The following is a 16,450-nucleotide window of genomic DNA, read 5'->3' as shown; positions in this document are numbered from 1 at the left end:
GGACTGCTACGTCCAGTCTGTTTATCGGCGGAAAGTGGGTCGCCGCGTCGAGCGGCGCCACACGCGAGATTCTGAATCCCTACGACCAGTCCGCGGTCCAGACCGTGGACGAGGGCGACCGGACGGACGCGCTGGCAGCCGTGGCCGCGGCGAGAGCCGCGTTCGACCACGGCGACTGGCCGTCCTGGACCCCCCGGCAGCGCTCCGAACTGCTGCACAGAACGGCCGATTACCTCCAGCGCGACCGGGCGGAGATCGCTCGTCTGGAAACCCTGGACACCGGAAAGACACTCGTCGAGAGCGGCATCGACGTCGATGACGTGACGGCAGTGTTCCGCTACTACGCGGGCCAGGCCGAGGCGGATTCCGGGCGGGTGGTGGACGCGGGCGACCCGAGGATCCGCAGCCGCGTCGTCCACGAGCCGGTCGGTGTGTGCGCGTTGATCACCCCGTGGAACTACCCGCTGCTCCAGGCGTCGTGGAAGGTGGCCCCCGCGCTCGCGGCCGGGAACACCATGGTGGTCAAGCCCAGCGAGATCACCCCGCTGACCACCATCAGGATGGTGGAGCTGATCGAGGAGGCCGGGGCGCCCGCCGGCGTGGTCAACCTCGTCCTCGGCGCCGGCGCGGCGGTCGGCGCGCCGTTGGTGGAGAGCCCCGATGTGGATCTGGTGTCCTTCACCGGCGGCCTGTCGACCGGTCAGATGATCATGCGGACGGCGGCCGACACCGTGAAGAACGTCGCCCTCGAGCTGGGCGGCAAGAACCCCAACATCGTGTTCGCCGACGCCGATGTCGAGACCGCGGTCGACCACGCCCTCATGGCCGTGTTCTTCCACGCCGGGCAGGTGTGCTCTGCGGGCACCCGGCTCATCGTCGAAGACTCCCTGCACGACGACTTCGTCGCCGAGCTGGTCGGCCGCACCGAACGCATCCGGCTCGGCAACGGACTGCACGAGCACACCGAGAGCGGCCCGCTCGTCTCCGCCGAGCACCGGGACAAGGTCGAGTCGTATGTGCGGCTGGGCATCGAGGAGGGTGCGAAACTGGCCGCGGGGGGCAAGCGCCCGGACGAACCGGAGCTGAGCAACGGCTTCTTCTTCCGGCCGACGGTGTTCGTCGACTGCACGCAGGACATGCGCATCGTGCAGGAGGAGACCTTCGGCCCCATCCTCACCGTGGAGCGCTTCACCGACGAGGACCGCGCGGTCGAGCTGGGCAACCACACCGACTACGGGCTCGCCGGAGCCGTGTGGACCAAGGACGCCGGCCGGGCCGAGCGGGTGGCGCGGCGGCTGAGGCACGGCACGGTGTGGATCAACGACTTCGGCCCGTATCTGCCGCAGGCGGAGTGGGGCGGGTTCAAACGCTCCGGCATCGGCAGGGAACTCGGCCAGGAAGGACTCGCCGAGTACCGCCAGGCCAAGCACATCTACGAGAACACCGCTCCGGTACCGCAGGGGTGGTTCGCCCGCTGAGATCCCCGAGGCCCTGAAGCACGCAGAGCCCGGGCAGGCCGCAGGTCCGCCCGGGCTCTGCGCCGTGGCGAGAGTTCCGGCGGCCTCACCGGTCGGCCTCCGTCTGCACGCCGCCCTCGTCGTCAGGAGGGACAGTACCCTCCCGTTCCAGGCGGTCGCCGAGCTCGTCCCGTACCAGTGCGGCCCGCGCGATGCCACGGGTGCGGTACGCGGTGCGCCCCACGATCTGCCCGGTGACGGGAACGGTGAGCAGCTGGAACAGGGCCACGAGCAGGACGACGGGAGCGTACCGGCCCGGCACCTGCGCCGCCGTCCCCGTGAGGATCAGGACCAGCCCCACCGTCTGCGCCTTCGCCGAGGCGTGCAGCCGGGTGGCGGTGTCCGGGAACCGCAGCAGCCCCAGGGCGGCGAGCAGGCACAGCCCGGCGCCGCCGAGGACGAGTACGGCACTGGCGACGTCGCGCACCGCGTTCATCGCATGTGCTCCCGTTCCTCGACGAGATGCGCCGCGGCGACCGAGCCGATGAAGGCGAGCAGGGCCAGGACGAGCAGCACGGGCAGCGGGGTGGCGTCCCCGTGGGCGGCCATGTGCACGGCCGTACCGGCGATGACGAGGGTCACCACGACGTCCAGGGCCACGATCCGGTCGAGTGCGGCCGGTCCGCACAGCAGACGGAACAGGGTCAGGAGCGCTGCTGCGGCGATCATCGCCTGCGCGGTGGTGAAGACGGTGCTCATGGCTCCTCCTTGACGGCGGGGGCGGCGGGGCCGTCGCCCCCGCCGAGTGCGCGCGTCACGCGCCGGTCCACGGCGCGGACGTCGCGCCGCCGGCGTTCGGGGCCGTCCGCTCCTCGGGCCGGGAGAGCGTGCACGTAAAGGATCTGTCCTCGGCGGTCGATCTCCAGCACGAGGGTTCCCGGTGTGAGAGTGGAGAAGTTGGCGACGGTCGTGACGAGCAGGTCCGTGTCGGCCCGCAGCGGTACCTCGACGATCGCGGCGGAGGTCTTACCGCCGTAGCGGACGGCTTCCCACGCCACGGTGGCCGCGGAGCCGACGAGGTCGACGGCCAGCCGGCCCACGAGCCCGGCGATCCGGACCGGGCGCCGGCCCGCGGGCGTGAGCACCGGCGGGAGCGGGAACGCCACGACGACGACCAGGGCCACCACGAGCCCGGCCGTGACCACGAGGGGGCTGAGCGATCCCCACAGCACCGCCCACAGCAGCCAGAGCCAGCAGACCGCCAGAACGCGGCCCCCGGCACGTCGCCCGTGTCCCGTCACGGTCGTCCCTCCTCGCCCAGTACGGCGGCCCGGTACTCCCGCGGGTCCAGAAGATCCTGCGCGGCCCGCTCGCCGACGCGGGACAGCGGTCCGGCGCAGGCCGCGATCACCACCCCGGTGAGCGCCATACCGGCGGTCGCGGCCAGCATCAGCGCCGTCCCGCGCCGCGTGGTCCGCGAGACGACCGCATCGCCGCCCTGCGGGGGTGGTGAAGGAGTCGGCCGGGTACCCGAGAAGGCCGCGTTCCACACCCGTGCCATCGCGTAGAGCGTCAGCAGACTCGTCACCAGCGCGGCGGCCGCCAGTACGTAACCGGCGGCGCCCGCCTGCGCCATCGCCTGGAGCAGGGCCAGTTTGGCCACGAATCCGGACAGCGGCGGGATGCCCGCCAGGCTGAGCGCGGGAAGGGCGAAGAGCACCGCGATCCCCGCGCCCGTGGCCGCCCGGCCCTCCATGCGGTGCAGTGCCGTCGTGCCCGTACTGCGCAGGACGAGCCCGGCGACGAGGAACAGCGTCGCCTGGACGACGATGTGATGGACCACGTACAGGATGGTGCCGGTCAGACCGGCCACGTCGAACAGGGCGAGCCCCAGCAGCATGAATCCGATGTGGCTCACCAGTGTGAACGACAGCAGCCGGTTGAGGTCGTCCTGCGCCACCGCGCCAAGGATGGCCAGCAGGAGCGCGGCGATCGACACCACCGCGAGCAGCAGCCACACCCCGGTGCGGGGGAAGAGCATGGTCTGGGTGCGCAGCACCGCGTACACCGCGACCTTGGTCAGCAGCGCCGCGAAGACGGCGGTGATCGGCGCCGGGGCGGTGGGGTAGCTGTCGGGAAGCCAGAAGTGGAGCGGCACGACCGCCGCCTTGATACCGAAGACCACGAGCATCAGCAGGCTGAGCGCGCTCTGCAGTCCGCCAGGCAGCGCGGCGAGGCGCTCCGGGAGCTGGGCCAGCGTCACCGTGCCGGTGGCGGCGTACACCAGTGCCACGACCGTGATCAGCAGGAGCGAGGAGGTGAGGGAAACGATCGTGTACGTCATGCCGGCGCGCGTCCGGGGCTCGTCGGCGTCGAGTGTGATCAGCACGTACGAGGCCGCCAGCATCACCTCGAAGGCGACGAACAAGTTGAAGAGGTCGCCCGTCAGATAGGCCAGGGCCACACCGCCGACCAGCAGCAGGTACGCGGGATGCAGCACGGCCGCCGTGCCGGGGCGGTCCTCCGCGGTGCCCTGGCCGACGGCGAAGAGCAGCACGGCCAGCGCCACGAGCACGGAGACGGTCAGCAGCAGCGCCGACAGACGGTCGGCGACGAGGGCGATCCCCAGGGGCGGCGGCCACCCGCCGAAGGCCACGGCCACCGGGCCCCGCTCGTCGGCAACCGTGAACAGGGCGACGGCCACGCCGAGCACGCAGACCAGCACGGCGACGCTGAGCGCCCTGACGAGGAATCGCGGGGGACCGAGCAGGAGGACGCCCGCGGCGAGGACCGGCAGGAGGACCGGGAGCGCGAGCAGGGTGTCGGTCACGGGCTCTCCCCCGGTTCGTCGGTTGTGTGGTCGTGCTGTCGCGGGCGCCGGTCACTCCCCGCGGCGCCGGTTGCGGCCCCGCCGCCATGGCCCCCACCGGCCCTGTCGTCGTCGGCGCGTTCCCGGACGGTTCCGATGCGGCGGTCCTCGATGTCGTCGCGCACTTCGTCGTGTCCGGAGAGCCGCCACGAGCGAAAGGCCAGGGCCAGCAGGAACGTCGTCAGCCCGAAGGTGATGACGATCGAGGTCAGGGCCATGGCCTGGAGAAGCGGATCGGCGAACTGCTCCGGTTCCACGGCTTCGTCCCCGATGATCGGGGGCTTCCCCGGAGAGCCGCCGGCCACCAGAAGCAGCAGGTTGGTGCCGTGCCCGAGGACGAGGAAGCCGAGGACGATGCGCATCAGGGACCGTTGCAGCATCAGGTAGAAGCCGAGGGCGTACAGCCCGCCGACCACGACGGCCATGGTCAGGTCCAGTGGGTTCACGCCTCGTCGCTCCTTTCCGGGCCGTCGGACCGGGGTGTCCCGGCGCTGTCCGCCGCGTGCCCGTGCGGTGCGGTCTCCTGCGGCGTCGCCGTGCCCCGGGGGCGGCCGAGGGTGACACCCACGGCCGACAGCAGGGTGAGCGTGACTCCGACGACCAGCAGGTAGACGCCGATGTCGAAGAAGAGGCTGGTAGCGAACTCGATCTTCCCGAGCACCGGCAGTCGCGCCGTCACGACGGCGGCGGACAGCGGTGCGGCGCCGGTCAGGAGCGGCAGCACGCCGACGGCGGCGGCGACGACGAGCCCGCCGCCGGCCAGGGCGCCCGCGCCGACCGGCGCCGCCGTGCCAGGGTCGGCCCTGCCGCCCACCAGATACCTGAGGACGAACGCCTGCCCGGCCACCAGCCCTCCGGCGAACCCGCCGCCCGGGTGCGAGTGGCCGGAGAACAGCAGGAAGAGGGAGAGCACGAGGATCGCGGGGAAGAGCAGCCGGGTGACGACCTCGAGCAGGACGGAACGCTCGCTCCCGGCGCGCTCGTCCGCTCCGGGCAGCCACTTCTCCTGCGGCTCGTCCCAGTGCGCGGTGGGGAAGTCGCCGGGCTGGTGCTCGGTCACGCCCCCTCCGTCCGCGTCCCCCGCGTTCTCCGCGTTCTCCGCGTTCTCCGCGTTCTCCGCGTCCCCTGCGGCGCCGGTCTTCCGGTCGTCGGCGCCTGCCCTCGGCTCGTCGCCGGCGGCGGCGGTGCGGTCGGCGGCGGCGGCGGCGGTGCGGGACGGCCGCTGCTCGTTCCAGATCCGCACCAGACTGATCACACCGACGGCAGTCACCAGCAGCACCGAGATCTCGCCGAGCGTGTCCAGGGCACGGAAGTCGACGATGATGGCGTTGACCACGTTGTGCGCCCCCGTCTCCTCCGCCCGGCGAAAGTACTCCGAGCCCACCGGGGGGTTTCGCCGAGCGGATGCCGCGACCAGCGCGAACACGGCCACGAAGAGTCCCACGGCCACGGCGACGGCGGCTCGCACCGTGCGTACGCGCCACGTCGTCCTGCCGGGCGTGAACCTGGACGGCATCCGGCGCAGCACCAGCACCACCACGACGAGCGTCATGGTCTCGACGAGGAACTGGGTCAGGGCCAGATCGGGCGCGCCGCGCACCAAAAAGAGCCCCGCCACCCCGTAGCCGACGGCGCCCACCAGGAGGATTCCGGTGAGCCTGTAACGGGTGGTCAGCACCATCGCCGCGGCGGCCAGCACCCCTGCGGCGAGCGGCAGTTCGAGAGCGGCCCGCCACAGAGGCGGTGATTCGATGCGCGGGATCAGGGCGGCCAGTGCCGTACCCGGAAGCAGGACCACCGTCGTCAGGATGACGGCGAGATACACGGGCAGCGATCCGACATGTGTGCGGCGGGTCAGCCGGGCCGCGGCCTCGTCCAGCGCCGCCAGTGTGCGCCGGTAGCCGGGCTGCTCGCCGGGCAGTCGCGGGGGCGCCGCACGGGAGGGCCCCGAGACCGCTGCCACTCCGCCCTGTCCGGCGAGGTGCAGCAGCACACCCGCGAGCACGGCGAGCGCCGAGAGTCCGAGCACGGGTGTGAAACCGTGCCAGAGAGCCGGCTCATACGGGCCTCCGGGGCCGGCCGGATAGCCGTCGGCGTACGGGCGCACCGCGCTCTCCGTGCCCGTCGCCCACACACCGCCCACCAGACCGGCGACGGCCAGTACGGCCACGGGCGCCAGGAACCCCGCGGCGGGCCGACGCGGCTCCTTCCCTCCGGGGGCGGGCGCGCCGCCGAACGCCCCGGCGAGGAAGCGGGCGGCGTAGGCCACCGTCAGCGCCGAGCCGAGGACGAGTGCCGCGAGCAGCCACCCGTGCGCGGCCAGGCCGGGGGCGTGGAGGAACGCCTCGAAGGCGGCTTCCTTGCCGAGGAAGCCGATGAGCGGGGGCAGACCGGCCATGGAGGCGGTCGCGAGGGTGGCGACGGTCAACAGCCCCGGCAACCGCCGTCCCACCCCGGACAGTTCGCGTATGTCCCGAGTGCCGAGCTGGTGATCGACGATGCCGGTCACGAGGAAGAGCGCCGCCTTGAAGGCCGCGTGTGCGAGCAGCATCACGGCGCCCGCCAGGGCGGCGGTCCGGGTTCCCGCCCCGAACAGGGCGATCAGCATGCCGAGTTCACTGATCGTGCCGTAAGCGAGGAGCTTCTTGAGATCGGTCTCCCGCAGGGCGCACCACGCGCCGAGCACCAGGCTCGCCAGTCCCACGGCGAACACCATCGGGCGCCACGGCCCCACCGGCGCCAGTCCGGGAGCCAGCCGGGCGACGAGGTACACGCCGGCCTTGACCATGGTGGCCGCGTGCAGATACGCGCTCACGGGAGTCGGCGCCACCATCGCCGCGGGCAGCCAGCCGTGCAGCGGCATCTGGGCGGACTTGGCGAAGGCCCCGGTCAGCACGAGGACGACCGCGGCGGTGACCGCGGCGCCCTGCGGCGGGTCCGCGACGATCGCCGAGACCCGGTACGTGCCGGCGGCCTCGCCCAGCAGAACGAACCCGAACAGCATGGCCAGGCCGCCCCCGGCCGTCACGAGCAGCGCCTGCACGGCGGCGCGGCGGCGCTCCGCCCGGTCCCCGCGTCCCGCGATGAGCAGGAAGGACACGACGGTCGTGAGTTCCCAGAACACGTACAGCAGGAAGAGGTTGTCGGCGAGGACGAGCCCCGTCATGACTCCGGCGAACGCCAGCAGCAGGGCGGACTCCCGGCCCGTGTCGTGTTCCGTGTAGTGGCGGGAGTAGAGCAGGACGGCGGCTCCCACGCCTCCCACGACCCACAGCATCAGCAGCGAGAGGCCGTCGAGCCGCAGGTCCACGACGAGTCCCAGCGCGGGCGCCCACGCCCAGGACTCCTCTGCCGTGGCACCGTCCAGCACCTTCGGTGTGTGGAAGCCCGCCCAGACGACCGTTGCCAGCGGCACGGCGGCGGCGAGGTACCAGGCGGTGTCCCCGAACCGGCGTGCCCACCAGGGCAGCACCACGGCGACCGTGGCGTGGAGTGCCAGCAGGACCAGCACGTTTCCTCCCCCTCCGCTGCTCGGCAGGTCCCCTGATCGGTGGCGGCACGGCTGAGACGGCTGGCGATGTCCGGGGCCGCGCTTCGCCGTGCGAAGCAGTCGGCCGGCCCGCGCAGCATTTTCCAGCCCGGGCGCGCGGGCGGGGCACCCACCACGCGGGACGGCCGGTCAAGTCCCCCGGCTGGCGGTGCGGCTGCGCCGCCGCGGGTGCGGGCGCGTCGGTGCCGCTGCCGTGCCCGGCTCACGCCCCGGTCGGGGCGTGGCCGTGGTCGGCCGCGTGTGCGGCGAAGATCTGCCCGGGGTGCCGTCTCTCCGTAGGAAACGCGCTCCCAGGGTCGCCGCCAGGCTCTCCAGGGATCTGCCGAGCACGGGGCTCATGCGCACGGCCGCTTCCCGGGAGTGCCGTCCCCGGACGGCGAGGTCCGCGGCGTAGTCCGCCGTCGCCGCCGGCGAGGTGTCCGACACCCCGTCGTGGAAGCGGCAGGCCGACCAGGCCGGCACCGCCCCTGCCTCGTACCCACCACTCCACGCGGCATCTCCTCTCGCCCACCCTGCTCACCGTTCGATCGACGCCCGCCGCGCCGACACGGCGTACCCTCCGGGCGGCCGGTGCAGGGACAACGCTTCGGCGGCGGTGGCCGTGGCCTGCTTCAGGGCGGCCCGCCGGCCCCGGACGCGGTGCGGGTACCCAACGTCCCGCGTTTCAACTCCCTGACTCCGCCCGGGCCGTGCCGATGCCGGCGGGATGACGAGCCCCTGGTACGGGACGGCTCGGCCGGCTCGCGCAGCGGTCGGCCGTGGGGGTCGACGTAGCGGAAACCGTGCCGGTGTCGGATGCGGCGGTCACCCGGGTCCGTGGGTCTGCCGTGGTGAAGACGCAACCCGGCCTCCGGGCTCGCCCGGCACGCCTGTGGTGTGCCGCAGCGGCCCGGGCGCCCATCGGAACGATGGTGCCGGTCCCCCGGCCTCCCTCACGAGACGGGCACTGCGGCACATGACCAAGGTATCCCCGTTCGCGGCCCGCAAACCCGTCAGAACACGCGTACCGGAACACGCCTGCCGGTCGCCGCGACTACCGGCGGCCGCCCGGGCGCGGGCTGCGACGGCGTGGAGTGCGACGGGGCGCAGGGTGCGACGGGGCCAAGGGGAGACGGCGCCGGCTGTTTCGGCCGCGGCTGCCAGGGCACCCGCTGTGCATCGCATCGGAGGTGAACCATGCCGGGACGCGAAGAGCTTCCTTCGACGCTGGAGCGCTCGCCCAAGGACGCACAGCGCACCTGGATCAAGGCCCATGACTCGGCCGTCGAGCAGTACGGAGAGGGCGAGCGGGCCCACCGGGTCGCCTTCAGCGCGCTGAAGCACAAGTACGAGAAGGTCGCGGACCACTGGGAGCGCAAGGAACAGGGCCGCAAGGGCCCGTCCGACCCGCGCGCCGGGACGCCGCGGCAGAAGCCGGCCCGCAGTGGTGAGGGCGTCGACGAGAACGCCACCATGCAGCACCTGTACGAAGTGGCCCGCCGCCTGGACATCGGCGGCCGATCGAAGATGAACAGGGCGGAACTGCTTGAGGCGATCCGCAAGGAGAACCGTTCGCGGACACGTGCGGCCCGGTCCTGAGGGCAGGTCCTGAAGGCTGGGGCCTGAGGGCCGGTCCTCAGGCCCCGGTCCGGCGAAGCAGCGGGCAGCGGGAGAGGCGGATGAGCAGCAGCCAGTTGGGAGCCGTGCATGAGCAGCAGCGGAGCCGGCACCGAGGGGAACCGCAACAGCGACTACGGCAAGCGGCGGTTCAAAAGGTCGCGCAGTCACTTCACCGACCGCATCACACAGGACGGGAAGGACGGCTGGCCGGTGGAACCGGGACGGTATCGGCTGGTGGTCAGCAGGGCGTGCCCCTGGGCGAGCCGCGCGCTGGTCTCCCGGCGCCTGCTGGGTCTGGAGGACGTCCTCTCCCTCGCCGTCGCCGACCCGGTCCAGGACGACCGCAGTTGGCGCTTCACCCTGGACCCCGCCGGTGAGGACCCCGTGCTGGGCATCCGGTACCTCTTCGAGGCGTACGACGCCCGGGAGAGGGACTATCCGGGCGGTGTCAGCGTGCCGGCCGTGGTGGACGTCCCGAGCGGGAAGCTGGTCACCAACGACTACCAGCGCATCACGCTGGACCTGGCGACCGAATGGCGTGACCTGCACCGCCCGGGCGCACCGGATCTCTGTCCGGAGGCGCTGCGCGAGGAGATCGACGCGGTGATGGAAGGCATCTACCGCGACCTCAACAACGGCGTCTACCGCGCCGGTTTCGCCACGGGTCAGCAGGAGTACGAGGAGGCGTACACGGACGTCTTCCGCCGTCTGGACTCCGTGACCGAGCACCTGAGAGACCGGAGGTACCTGGTCGGCGACGCCATTACCGAGGCCGACATCCGGCTGTTCACGACGCTGGTGCGGTTCGACGCGGTGTACCACGGCCACTTCAAGTGCAACCGCTACAAGATCACGGAGAACGAGGTGCTGTGGGCGTATCTCCGCGACCTCTACCAGACCCCCGGTTTCGGCGACACGGTGGACTTCGACCACACCAAGAGGCACTACTACACGGTCCACACCGGTATCAATCCCACGCGCATCGTCCCGTCGGGCCCTGACCTGTCGGGGCTGACCACCCCGCACCACCGGGAGCGGCTCGGCGGCCGCCCCTTCGGGGACGGCACCCCGCCGGGACCGCCGCCGGCGGCGGAGCGGACGTGACCGGAAGTGACGCCGGGCACCCGGGGGCGCGGCACGGCGCACCGTCGCCCACCGATGGTCCACGTCGTCCCGGTGGCGCCGCCGCCGTACGCCGCGTCGCGGCGTACGGTGGCGCCGCCGCCGTACGCCGCGTCGCGGCGGCCGAGCCCTCCTCGGCCGCCGTGAGAGCAGGCGGCGCATGCGGGACTCCGCACCACGGAAGGCAGCGGTGGCAGAACGCCCGGAGTGAGGGCCGCCGAGGAGGCGGTCCGGCTGAGGTCGGCTCTTCGCGTCGGCCGTCGGGCTCCGGCCGCTCCGGTCAGGGCCCGGGCGTTCTTCGCTTCGGGTGCGCAGCCGGCGAAGAGTACCCGCCGGCCTTCGACAGCTCGACAGGCGTGGACCAGGTGCCGTCCGCGGCGCGCACCGGGTCCAGGTGGAGGTAGGTCGTCAGACCGCGCGACACCACGATCGGATCGCCTCCGGGCTCGGGGCGGAACCCGGTCGCCTTCCGGCCTGCGGCTCCTCCACGATCGCGCAGCGCGGCTCGGTGGGCCTGCCCGCCGCGACACGCGGCGTCCGCAGCCCGAGAGGGCCTCCCTCCTCGGCGATCCGCACCCCGCCCGGCAGGGACGCCTCACCGCCCGCTCTCCTGTCCGGCGTGGCCCTGATGCGCGTCGGTGCCGTCCTTCTCCTCCGCCTCGTGCCCCGTGCGCCCGCTCTCGGCGACGACCGGCTCCACGGCGCTGCCGACGGCGTAAGCCGCGCCGAACGTCGCCGCGAGCGCCGCCGCGAAGGCCGTGATCTTGAGACCGGTGTTCATGGCCTGTCCCTCCTCTCAACGGCCGCACCGCTGCGACCACCCCGAACAGCTTACCCCTGGGGGGTATAAAGTCGAAGAGGCGGCCACGCTTGCGTACGAGTACGGGCCAGGGGTATACATGGAGTCGTCGACTCATACCCCCTAGGGGTATTAACCGGAGGGCGACAGGCCGACGTACCGTGGCCTGTCACCATCACGACGGGCGGCGCCCCCGAGGACGAGCTGCTCGCGAGACGACCGGAGAGGCCGGCCGCGCGTACGCCGACCGCACCCGACACCAAGGGCCGGCCGGGGCCACCGAGTCCCGGCCACCGCTGAACACTGCGTTCCGAGCCACGAGGAGCACGTCATGGGTACCCCGACGACGACAGTCGGCACAGCCGCGGTCGAACTCGCCATCGGCGGGATGACCTGCGCCTCCTGCGCGGCGCGTATTGAGAAGAAGCTCAACCGCATGGACGGCGTCGAGGCGAGCGTGAACTACGCGACGGAGAAGGCGAAGGTCACCTTCGCCGGGGATGTCACGGTAGCCGATCTCATCGCGACGGTGGAGGCCACCGGTTATACCGCCGAGGAACCGGACCCGCCGCGCCCCGAGAGCCGGGGCGGCACCACCGGCTCCGATGACGAGAACGGGGCGGACGAGGAGCTGTGGCCCTTGCGGCAGCGACTGGTGACCGCGGTCGTCCTCGCCGTGCCGGTGATCGCGATGGCCATGGTCCCGGCCCTGCAGATCGAGTACTGGCAGTGGCTCAGCCTGACGCTGGCCGCGCCGGTCGTGACGTACGCGGCCTGGCCGTTCCACCGCGCCGCGTGGACCAACGCCCGGCACGGCGCCGCCACGATGGACACCTTGATCTCGGTGGGCACCTCCGCCGCGTTCCTGTGGTCGCTGTGGGCGCTGTTCTTCGGCACCGCAGGCACGCCGGGGATGACCCACCCCTTCGAGTTCACGATCGCCCGCAGCGACGGCGCCGGGAACATCTACCTCGAGGCCGCGGCGGGTGTGACCGCGTTCATCCTGGCCGGGCGGTACTTCGAGGCCCGTTCCAAGCGGAAGGCCGGAGCGGCGCTCAAGGCGCTGCTGGAGCTGGGCGCGAAGGAGGTCACCGTGGAGCGGGGCGGCCGCCGGGAGACGATCCCGACTGCTGAGCTGCGGGTGGGCGACCGGTTCCTGGTCCGCCCCGGCGAGAAGATCGCCACCGACGGCACGGTCGTCGAGGGCTCCTCCGCCGTGGACGCGTCGATGCTGACCGGCGAGTCCGTGCCCGTCGAGGTCGCCGTCGGCGACTCGGTGACCGGAGCGACCCTGAACGCCGGGGGACGGCTCGTGGTCGAGGCGACCCGGGTCGGCGCGGACACACAACTGGCCCGGATGGCGAAGCTGGTGGAGGACGCGCAGAACGGCAAGGCCGCCGCTCAGCGGCTCGCCGACAGGATCTCCGCCGTGTTCGTGCCCGTCGTCATCGCCCTCGCCCTCGGCACGCTCGGTTTCTGGCTCGGCAACGGCTCCGGTCTGACCGCCGCGTTCACCGCCGCCGTCGCCGTGCTCATCATCGCCTGCCCCTGCGCCCTGGGGCTGGCCACGCCGACCGCGCTGATGGTCGGCACCGGCCGCGGCGCGCAGCTCGGCATCCTCATCAAGGGCCCCGAGGTGCTGGAGACCACCCGCAAGGTCGACACCGTCGTCCTGGACAAGACCGGCACCGTCACCACCGGCCGCATGGCCCTGCTCGCCGTCCACACCACCGACACCACCACCGAGGCAGAGGTCCTGCGGCTTGCGGGCGCGCTGGAGAACGCCTCCGAGCACCCCGTCGCCCAGGCCGTCGCCGCCGGAGCCGCCGAGAAGACCGGCGCCCTGCCCGACCCGGAGGACTTCGCCAACGTTCCCGGCCTGGGCGTCCGGGGCATCGTCGACGGGCACGCCGTCCTGGTCGGCCGCGAGAAGCTTCTGACCATGGGGGCACCTCCCATGCCCGAAGGGCTATGGGGGACGGCCATAAAGCTGCCCGCCGGCCTCGCCCGCGCCAAGCGCGACGCGGAGGCCGCCGGCCGCACCGCGGTCGCCGTCGCCTGGGACGGCGAGGCCCGCGCGATCCTCGAGGTCGCGGACGCCGTCAAGGACACCAGCCCGGAAGCGATCCGCCGCCTGCGCGCCCTCGGCCTCACCCCCATCCTCCTCACCGGCGACAACGAGGCCGTCGCGAAGAGCGTGGCCGCCGAGGTCGGCATCGACGAGGTGATCGCCGAGGTCATGCCCGAGGACAAGGTCGACGTCGTCAAGAGGCTCCAGGCAGAGGGCCGCAGCGTCGCCATGGTCGGCGACGGTGTGAACGACGCCGCCGCCCTGGCCCAGGCCGACCTGGGCCTCGCCATGGGCACCGGCACAGACGCCGCCATCGAGGCCGGCGACCTCACCCTCGTCCGGGGCGACCTCAACGCCGCCGCCGACGCCATCCGCCTCTCCCGCCGCACCCTCGGCACCATCCGTACCAACCTCTTCTGGGCCTTCGCCTACAACATCGCCGCCCTCCCTCTCGCCGCCGCCGGACTCCTCAACCCGATGATCGCCGGAGCCGCCATGGCCTTCTCCTCCGTCTTCGTCGTCGGCAACTCCCTGCGCCTGCGCAGCTTCAAGGCGTTGTGCGGGGGGGCGGGTACACGCGGGGGGCGCTGCCGCAGCCCCGGTCCGGGTCTGCGGCAGCGCCTTCGGACGGCACGGGCTGCCGCGGCAGCCCGCGGTCGCCGGCCCGTCGCCTCCGGCCCCAAGGGCGGCGGCCGGTCGCCCGGCGATACGCGCGTCTGCTGCTCGGAACCGATCTCGGGGCCTCGTCAGGCGGTCGCCGGTCGTGTGGACCGCCCAGGGGCGTCGCGCAGCCGGTGCGGTACGCGGACGGCGCCGGCGCAGCAGAGGCCGTGCAGGACGAGAGCGGTCCAGGGCGGAGCCGCCACTCCTGCGGCTCGGGCGGCGCACGGAGCAGCTCCGGTCGGCAGGTTCCCCGGGGCGGCCCCGACCCGCGGACGACGGACGGGCCCTCGGGACGCGGGAGGACGTCCGGGCAAGGCCGGGACCATGCCGTGTTCCCGGCCTCCGCGCCGGTCGCAGCCGTCCGCCGGATCACCGCAACGGACCGCAGAGGCTGCCTGAATCCGGCACGTCCGGTGCGAAGAAGCCTGATGGCCGCGGGGCGTCGTCCCGCGGCGATGACCTGAACGACGCCGCCCGTCCAGCGGGGCGGATCTCTCCGCCCCGCTGCGGGCCCGGGATCTCAGTTCTTTCCGAGCAGCGCCTTCATGCGGGTGATCTCGGCACTCTGCGAGGTGACGATGTCGCCGGCCATGGCCCGGGCGGGACGGTGGGAGCCGTCGGCCTGCTCGGTCCTGGCCATGTCGACGGCGCCTTCGTGGTGCCTGACCATCATGTCCAGGAACGCCGTGTCGAAGGCCCTGCCGGACGACTTCTCGAGCTCGGTCACGTCCTCGTCCGTCATCATCCCGGGCATCGAGTGACCGGCGTGGCCGCCGCCCGCGCTCCCCTTCGGGACCTCCTCGCCCCAGGAGGCCAGCCATCCGGAGAGGGTCCTGATCTCCGGGTCCTGTGCCTTCTTGATCTGCGCGGCCAACGCCTTGACGTCCGTGGACTGCGCGCGTGTCTCGGCCAGGTCCGCCATTTCGACCGCCTGGCGGTGGTGGGGGATCATCCCCTGCGCGAAGGCCACGTCGGCGGCATTGTGCTCACCCTGCTCAGTGGGGGCGGAGGCGGCGGGGGACGACGTCGCGTTGTGGCCGCCGGAGCCTTCGGTGCCGGTCGCGTTGTCATCTCCTCCGCCGCAGGCGGCGAGGACGACGGCGGCGGTCGCGGCGGCCGCGACGGCGGCGACACGGCGGACGGTGGCAGGGCGCATCGTGGAACGGTGTGCGGTCATGGTGGTGCTGCTCCTGTGTGGTGCAGGGATGGGGGCATCGCTCGCACGGCGGCGCCGGCATGTGCAGCCGGGGCTCACCGGGGCTTCCCCTATATGCGCAGGAGCTGCAGTTCACTCAACGACGGCGGCGCCCGGCCGTCCCGGGGCACGGCGAGGACGGCTGACGGCGCGTCCGCCGCAGGGGTTCCGAGTGCCACCGAAGGGGCGAGAGCCGGCAGCACGGGCGCGGCGCTCGTACCGCTCGCCGCGCACGTCTCGTCGGCGTGCTCGGTATGCCCGCCGCTGCCGCGACCGGGGTCGCCGTGGTGCCGGCAGTCGCACTCCCCCGCGCCGTCGGCATGCGCCGGGGCTTCGGCGGCAGCCGCCGCCCGATGCGCCCCGGCGGACACCGTGCCGGTCGGCACCGCCGAGGCCACAGGCCCGAGCCCGTGCATGGCCACAACGCCGACGAGCACCGCGAAAACGAGCAACACGCGGCCCCGCAACGCCTGGGGCCCGGTGCCGTGACGCTCATGCCGACTCATGCGTGCATCCTAAACGGCGCCCTCGTCACCGCGTGCACCCCGGCGGGCCCTGCGGACCCCGCGCGTCGGTGCACGCAGTGACGAGGCCGGGCGGCCGTCGAAGTGGTTCACGGACCGGGCGCACCGGCCTCGACGACGTCGCCACGCCGCCGACGTCGGCGAAGGAGGAGATGCCGGACACATCGATGCCGACCACCACGTCCTTGGCGGTGCCGCCGTCGGGTACGTGGTGACATCTGATGCATACCTTTCCGTCCACCGGAGTGATCTCTCCGGCCTTCTTGTGCGACGGGCGGGGCCGCGAATGGTTGTGCGGACGGGGCCGTTGCCTCATGAGTGGCACCGGGCTCACCGGAAAGCATCTTCCGGACCGTCCCCGTTGAACCTCTTGGGGTGAGCCCGGGGTCACTGACGCCACCTCCATCGGCGGGGTCGTCCGCAGTGCCGGGAACGGCTCCCCGAACAAGCTGCTCCACACGCTCTTCTGATCCGCCCCCGCACAGCAGCGGCCGCCCCGGGGTGGCCCCCCCGGCGGGCCTACCGGGGGGAAAGCCCCGCCCCCCGCCGGGGGGCCCGCCCGCCGCCCCCCCCCCCCATCGGAAGACCAACACTCATGAAA

At 72.8% G+C, this 16,450-nt stretch carries 12 protein-coding genes and 1 pseudogene; 4 read left to right on the top strand and 9 right to left on the bottom strand.

The window, feature by feature from the left end; translation table 11 throughout:
* Positions 1 to 17 precede the first annotated feature (17 nt).
* Positions 18 to 1,478 carry an aldehyde dehydrogenase family protein gene (locus tag AB0903_RS27160; RefSeq protein ID WP_366707190.1) on the top strand — a complete coding sequence of 487 codons (1,461 nt, stop codon included), beginning with the start codon at positions 18 to 20 and terminating at the stop codon, positions 1,476 to 1,478.
* A gap of 85 nt (positions 1,479 to 1,563) precedes the next feature.
* On the opposite strand, the gene mnhG is transcribed toward AB0903_RS27160, so the two are convergent.
* Genes mnhG through AB0903_RS27130 form a run of 6 tightly spaced genes read right to left on the bottom strand, consistent with a single transcriptional unit; the run spans position 1,564 to position 7,837 of the window.
* Positions 1,564 to 1,953: a monovalent cation/H(+) antiporter subunit G gene (mnhG, locus tag AB0903_RS27155; RefSeq protein ID WP_366707146.1), complete on the bottom strand. Its 390-nt coding sequence runs from the start codon at positions 1,951 to 1,953 to the stop codon at positions 1,564 to 1,566.
* Entirely contained in the window at positions 1,950 to 2,216 is a 267-nt protein-coding gene (locus AB0903_RS27150) for a monovalent cation/H+ antiporter complex subunit F (protein ID WP_366707145.1), read from the bottom strand. Before AB0903_RS27150 ends, mnhG begins: the two co-directional genes overlap by 4 nt.
* Positions 2,213 to 2,758, bottom strand: coding sequence for a Na+/H+ antiporter subunit E (locus tag AB0903_RS27145; RefSeq protein ID WP_366707143.1), 546 nt, complete (start codon positions 2,756 to 2,758; stop codon positions 2,213 to 2,215). The genes AB0903_RS27150 and AB0903_RS27145 overlap by 4 nt, the downstream gene beginning before the upstream one ends.
* Positions 2,755 to 4,287, bottom strand: coding sequence for a Na+/H+ antiporter subunit D (locus AB0903_RS27140; RefSeq protein WP_366707141.1), 1,533 nt, complete (start codon positions 4,285 to 4,287; stop codon positions 2,755 to 2,757). Before AB0903_RS27140 ends, AB0903_RS27145 begins: the two co-directional genes overlap by 4 nt.
* Positions 4,284 to 4,772: a Na(+)/H(+) antiporter subunit C gene (locus AB0903_RS27135; RefSeq protein WP_366707139.1), complete on the bottom strand. Its 489-nt coding sequence runs from the start codon at positions 4,770 to 4,772 to the stop codon at positions 4,284 to 4,286. The genes AB0903_RS27140 and AB0903_RS27135 overlap by 4 nt, the downstream gene beginning before the upstream one ends.
* Positions 4,769 to 7,837 (bottom strand): Na+/H+ antiporter subunit A, encoded by a 3,069-nt coding sequence (locus tag AB0903_RS27130; RefSeq protein ID WP_366707138.1) that lies wholly within the window; start codon positions 7,835 to 7,837, stop codon positions 4,769 to 4,771. Before AB0903_RS27130 ends, AB0903_RS27135 begins: the two co-directional genes overlap by 4 nt.
* 1,215 nt (positions 7,838 to 9,052) lie before the next feature.
* Here AB0903_RS27130 and AB0903_RS27125 point away from each other — a divergent pair.
* Complete coding sequence (locus tag AB0903_RS27125; protein ID WP_366707136.1) at positions 9,053 to 9,454, top strand: ChaB family protein; 402 nt, start codon at positions 9,053 to 9,055, stop codon at positions 9,452 to 9,454.
* Positions 9,455 to 9,562: 108 nt separating this feature from the next.
* Entirely contained in the window at positions 9,563 to 10,579 is a 1,017-nt protein-coding gene (locus tag AB0903_RS27120) for a glutathione S-transferase C-terminal domain-containing protein (protein ID WP_366707134.1), read from the top strand.
* Positions 10,580 to 11,192: 613 nt separating this feature from the next.
* Here the strand turns inward: AB0903_RS27120 and AB0903_RS27115 are convergent.
* A complete protein-coding gene (locus AB0903_RS27115) occupies positions 11,193 to 11,378 on the bottom strand; it encodes a hypothetical protein (protein WP_366707132.1) in 186 nt (61 codons plus the stop codon).
* 349 nt (positions 11,379 to 11,727) lie between these two features.
* Here AB0903_RS27115 and AB0903_RS27110 point away from each other — a divergent pair.
* Positions 11,728 to 14,019 (top strand): annotated as a pseudogene (locus AB0903_RS27110) (heavy metal translocating P-type ATPase); the annotation flags it as partial.
* Between the two features lie 631 nt (positions 14,020 to 14,650).
* On the opposite strand, the gene AB0903_RS27105 reads toward AB0903_RS27110, so the two are convergent.
* Both AB0903_RS27105 and AB0903_RS27100 read right to left on the bottom strand, forming a co-directional pair.
* Positions 14,651 to 15,307 carry a DUF305 domain-containing protein gene (locus AB0903_RS27105; protein ID WP_366707130.1) on the bottom strand — a complete coding sequence of 219 codons (657 nt, stop codon included), beginning with the start codon at positions 15,305 to 15,307 and terminating at the stop codon, positions 14,651 to 14,653.
* Between the two features lie 89 nt (positions 15,308 to 15,396).
* On the bottom strand, positions 15,397 to 15,831 hold the full coding sequence (locus AB0903_RS27100) for a DUF6153 family protein (RefSeq protein ID WP_366707128.1): 435 nt from the start codon (positions 15,829 to 15,831) through the stop codon (positions 15,397 to 15,399).
* Positions 15,832 to 16,450 lie beyond the last annotated feature (619 nt).

Origin of the sequence: Streptomyces sp. NPDC048389, from assembly GCF_040706335.1 — a bacterium.
Taxonomy (GTDB): domain Bacteria; phylum Actinomycetota; class Actinomycetes; order Streptomycetales; family Streptomycetaceae; genus Streptomyces.
Note: the sequence above shows the minus strand (reverse complement) of the source record. Positions and strands in the feature narration are given on the sequence as shown.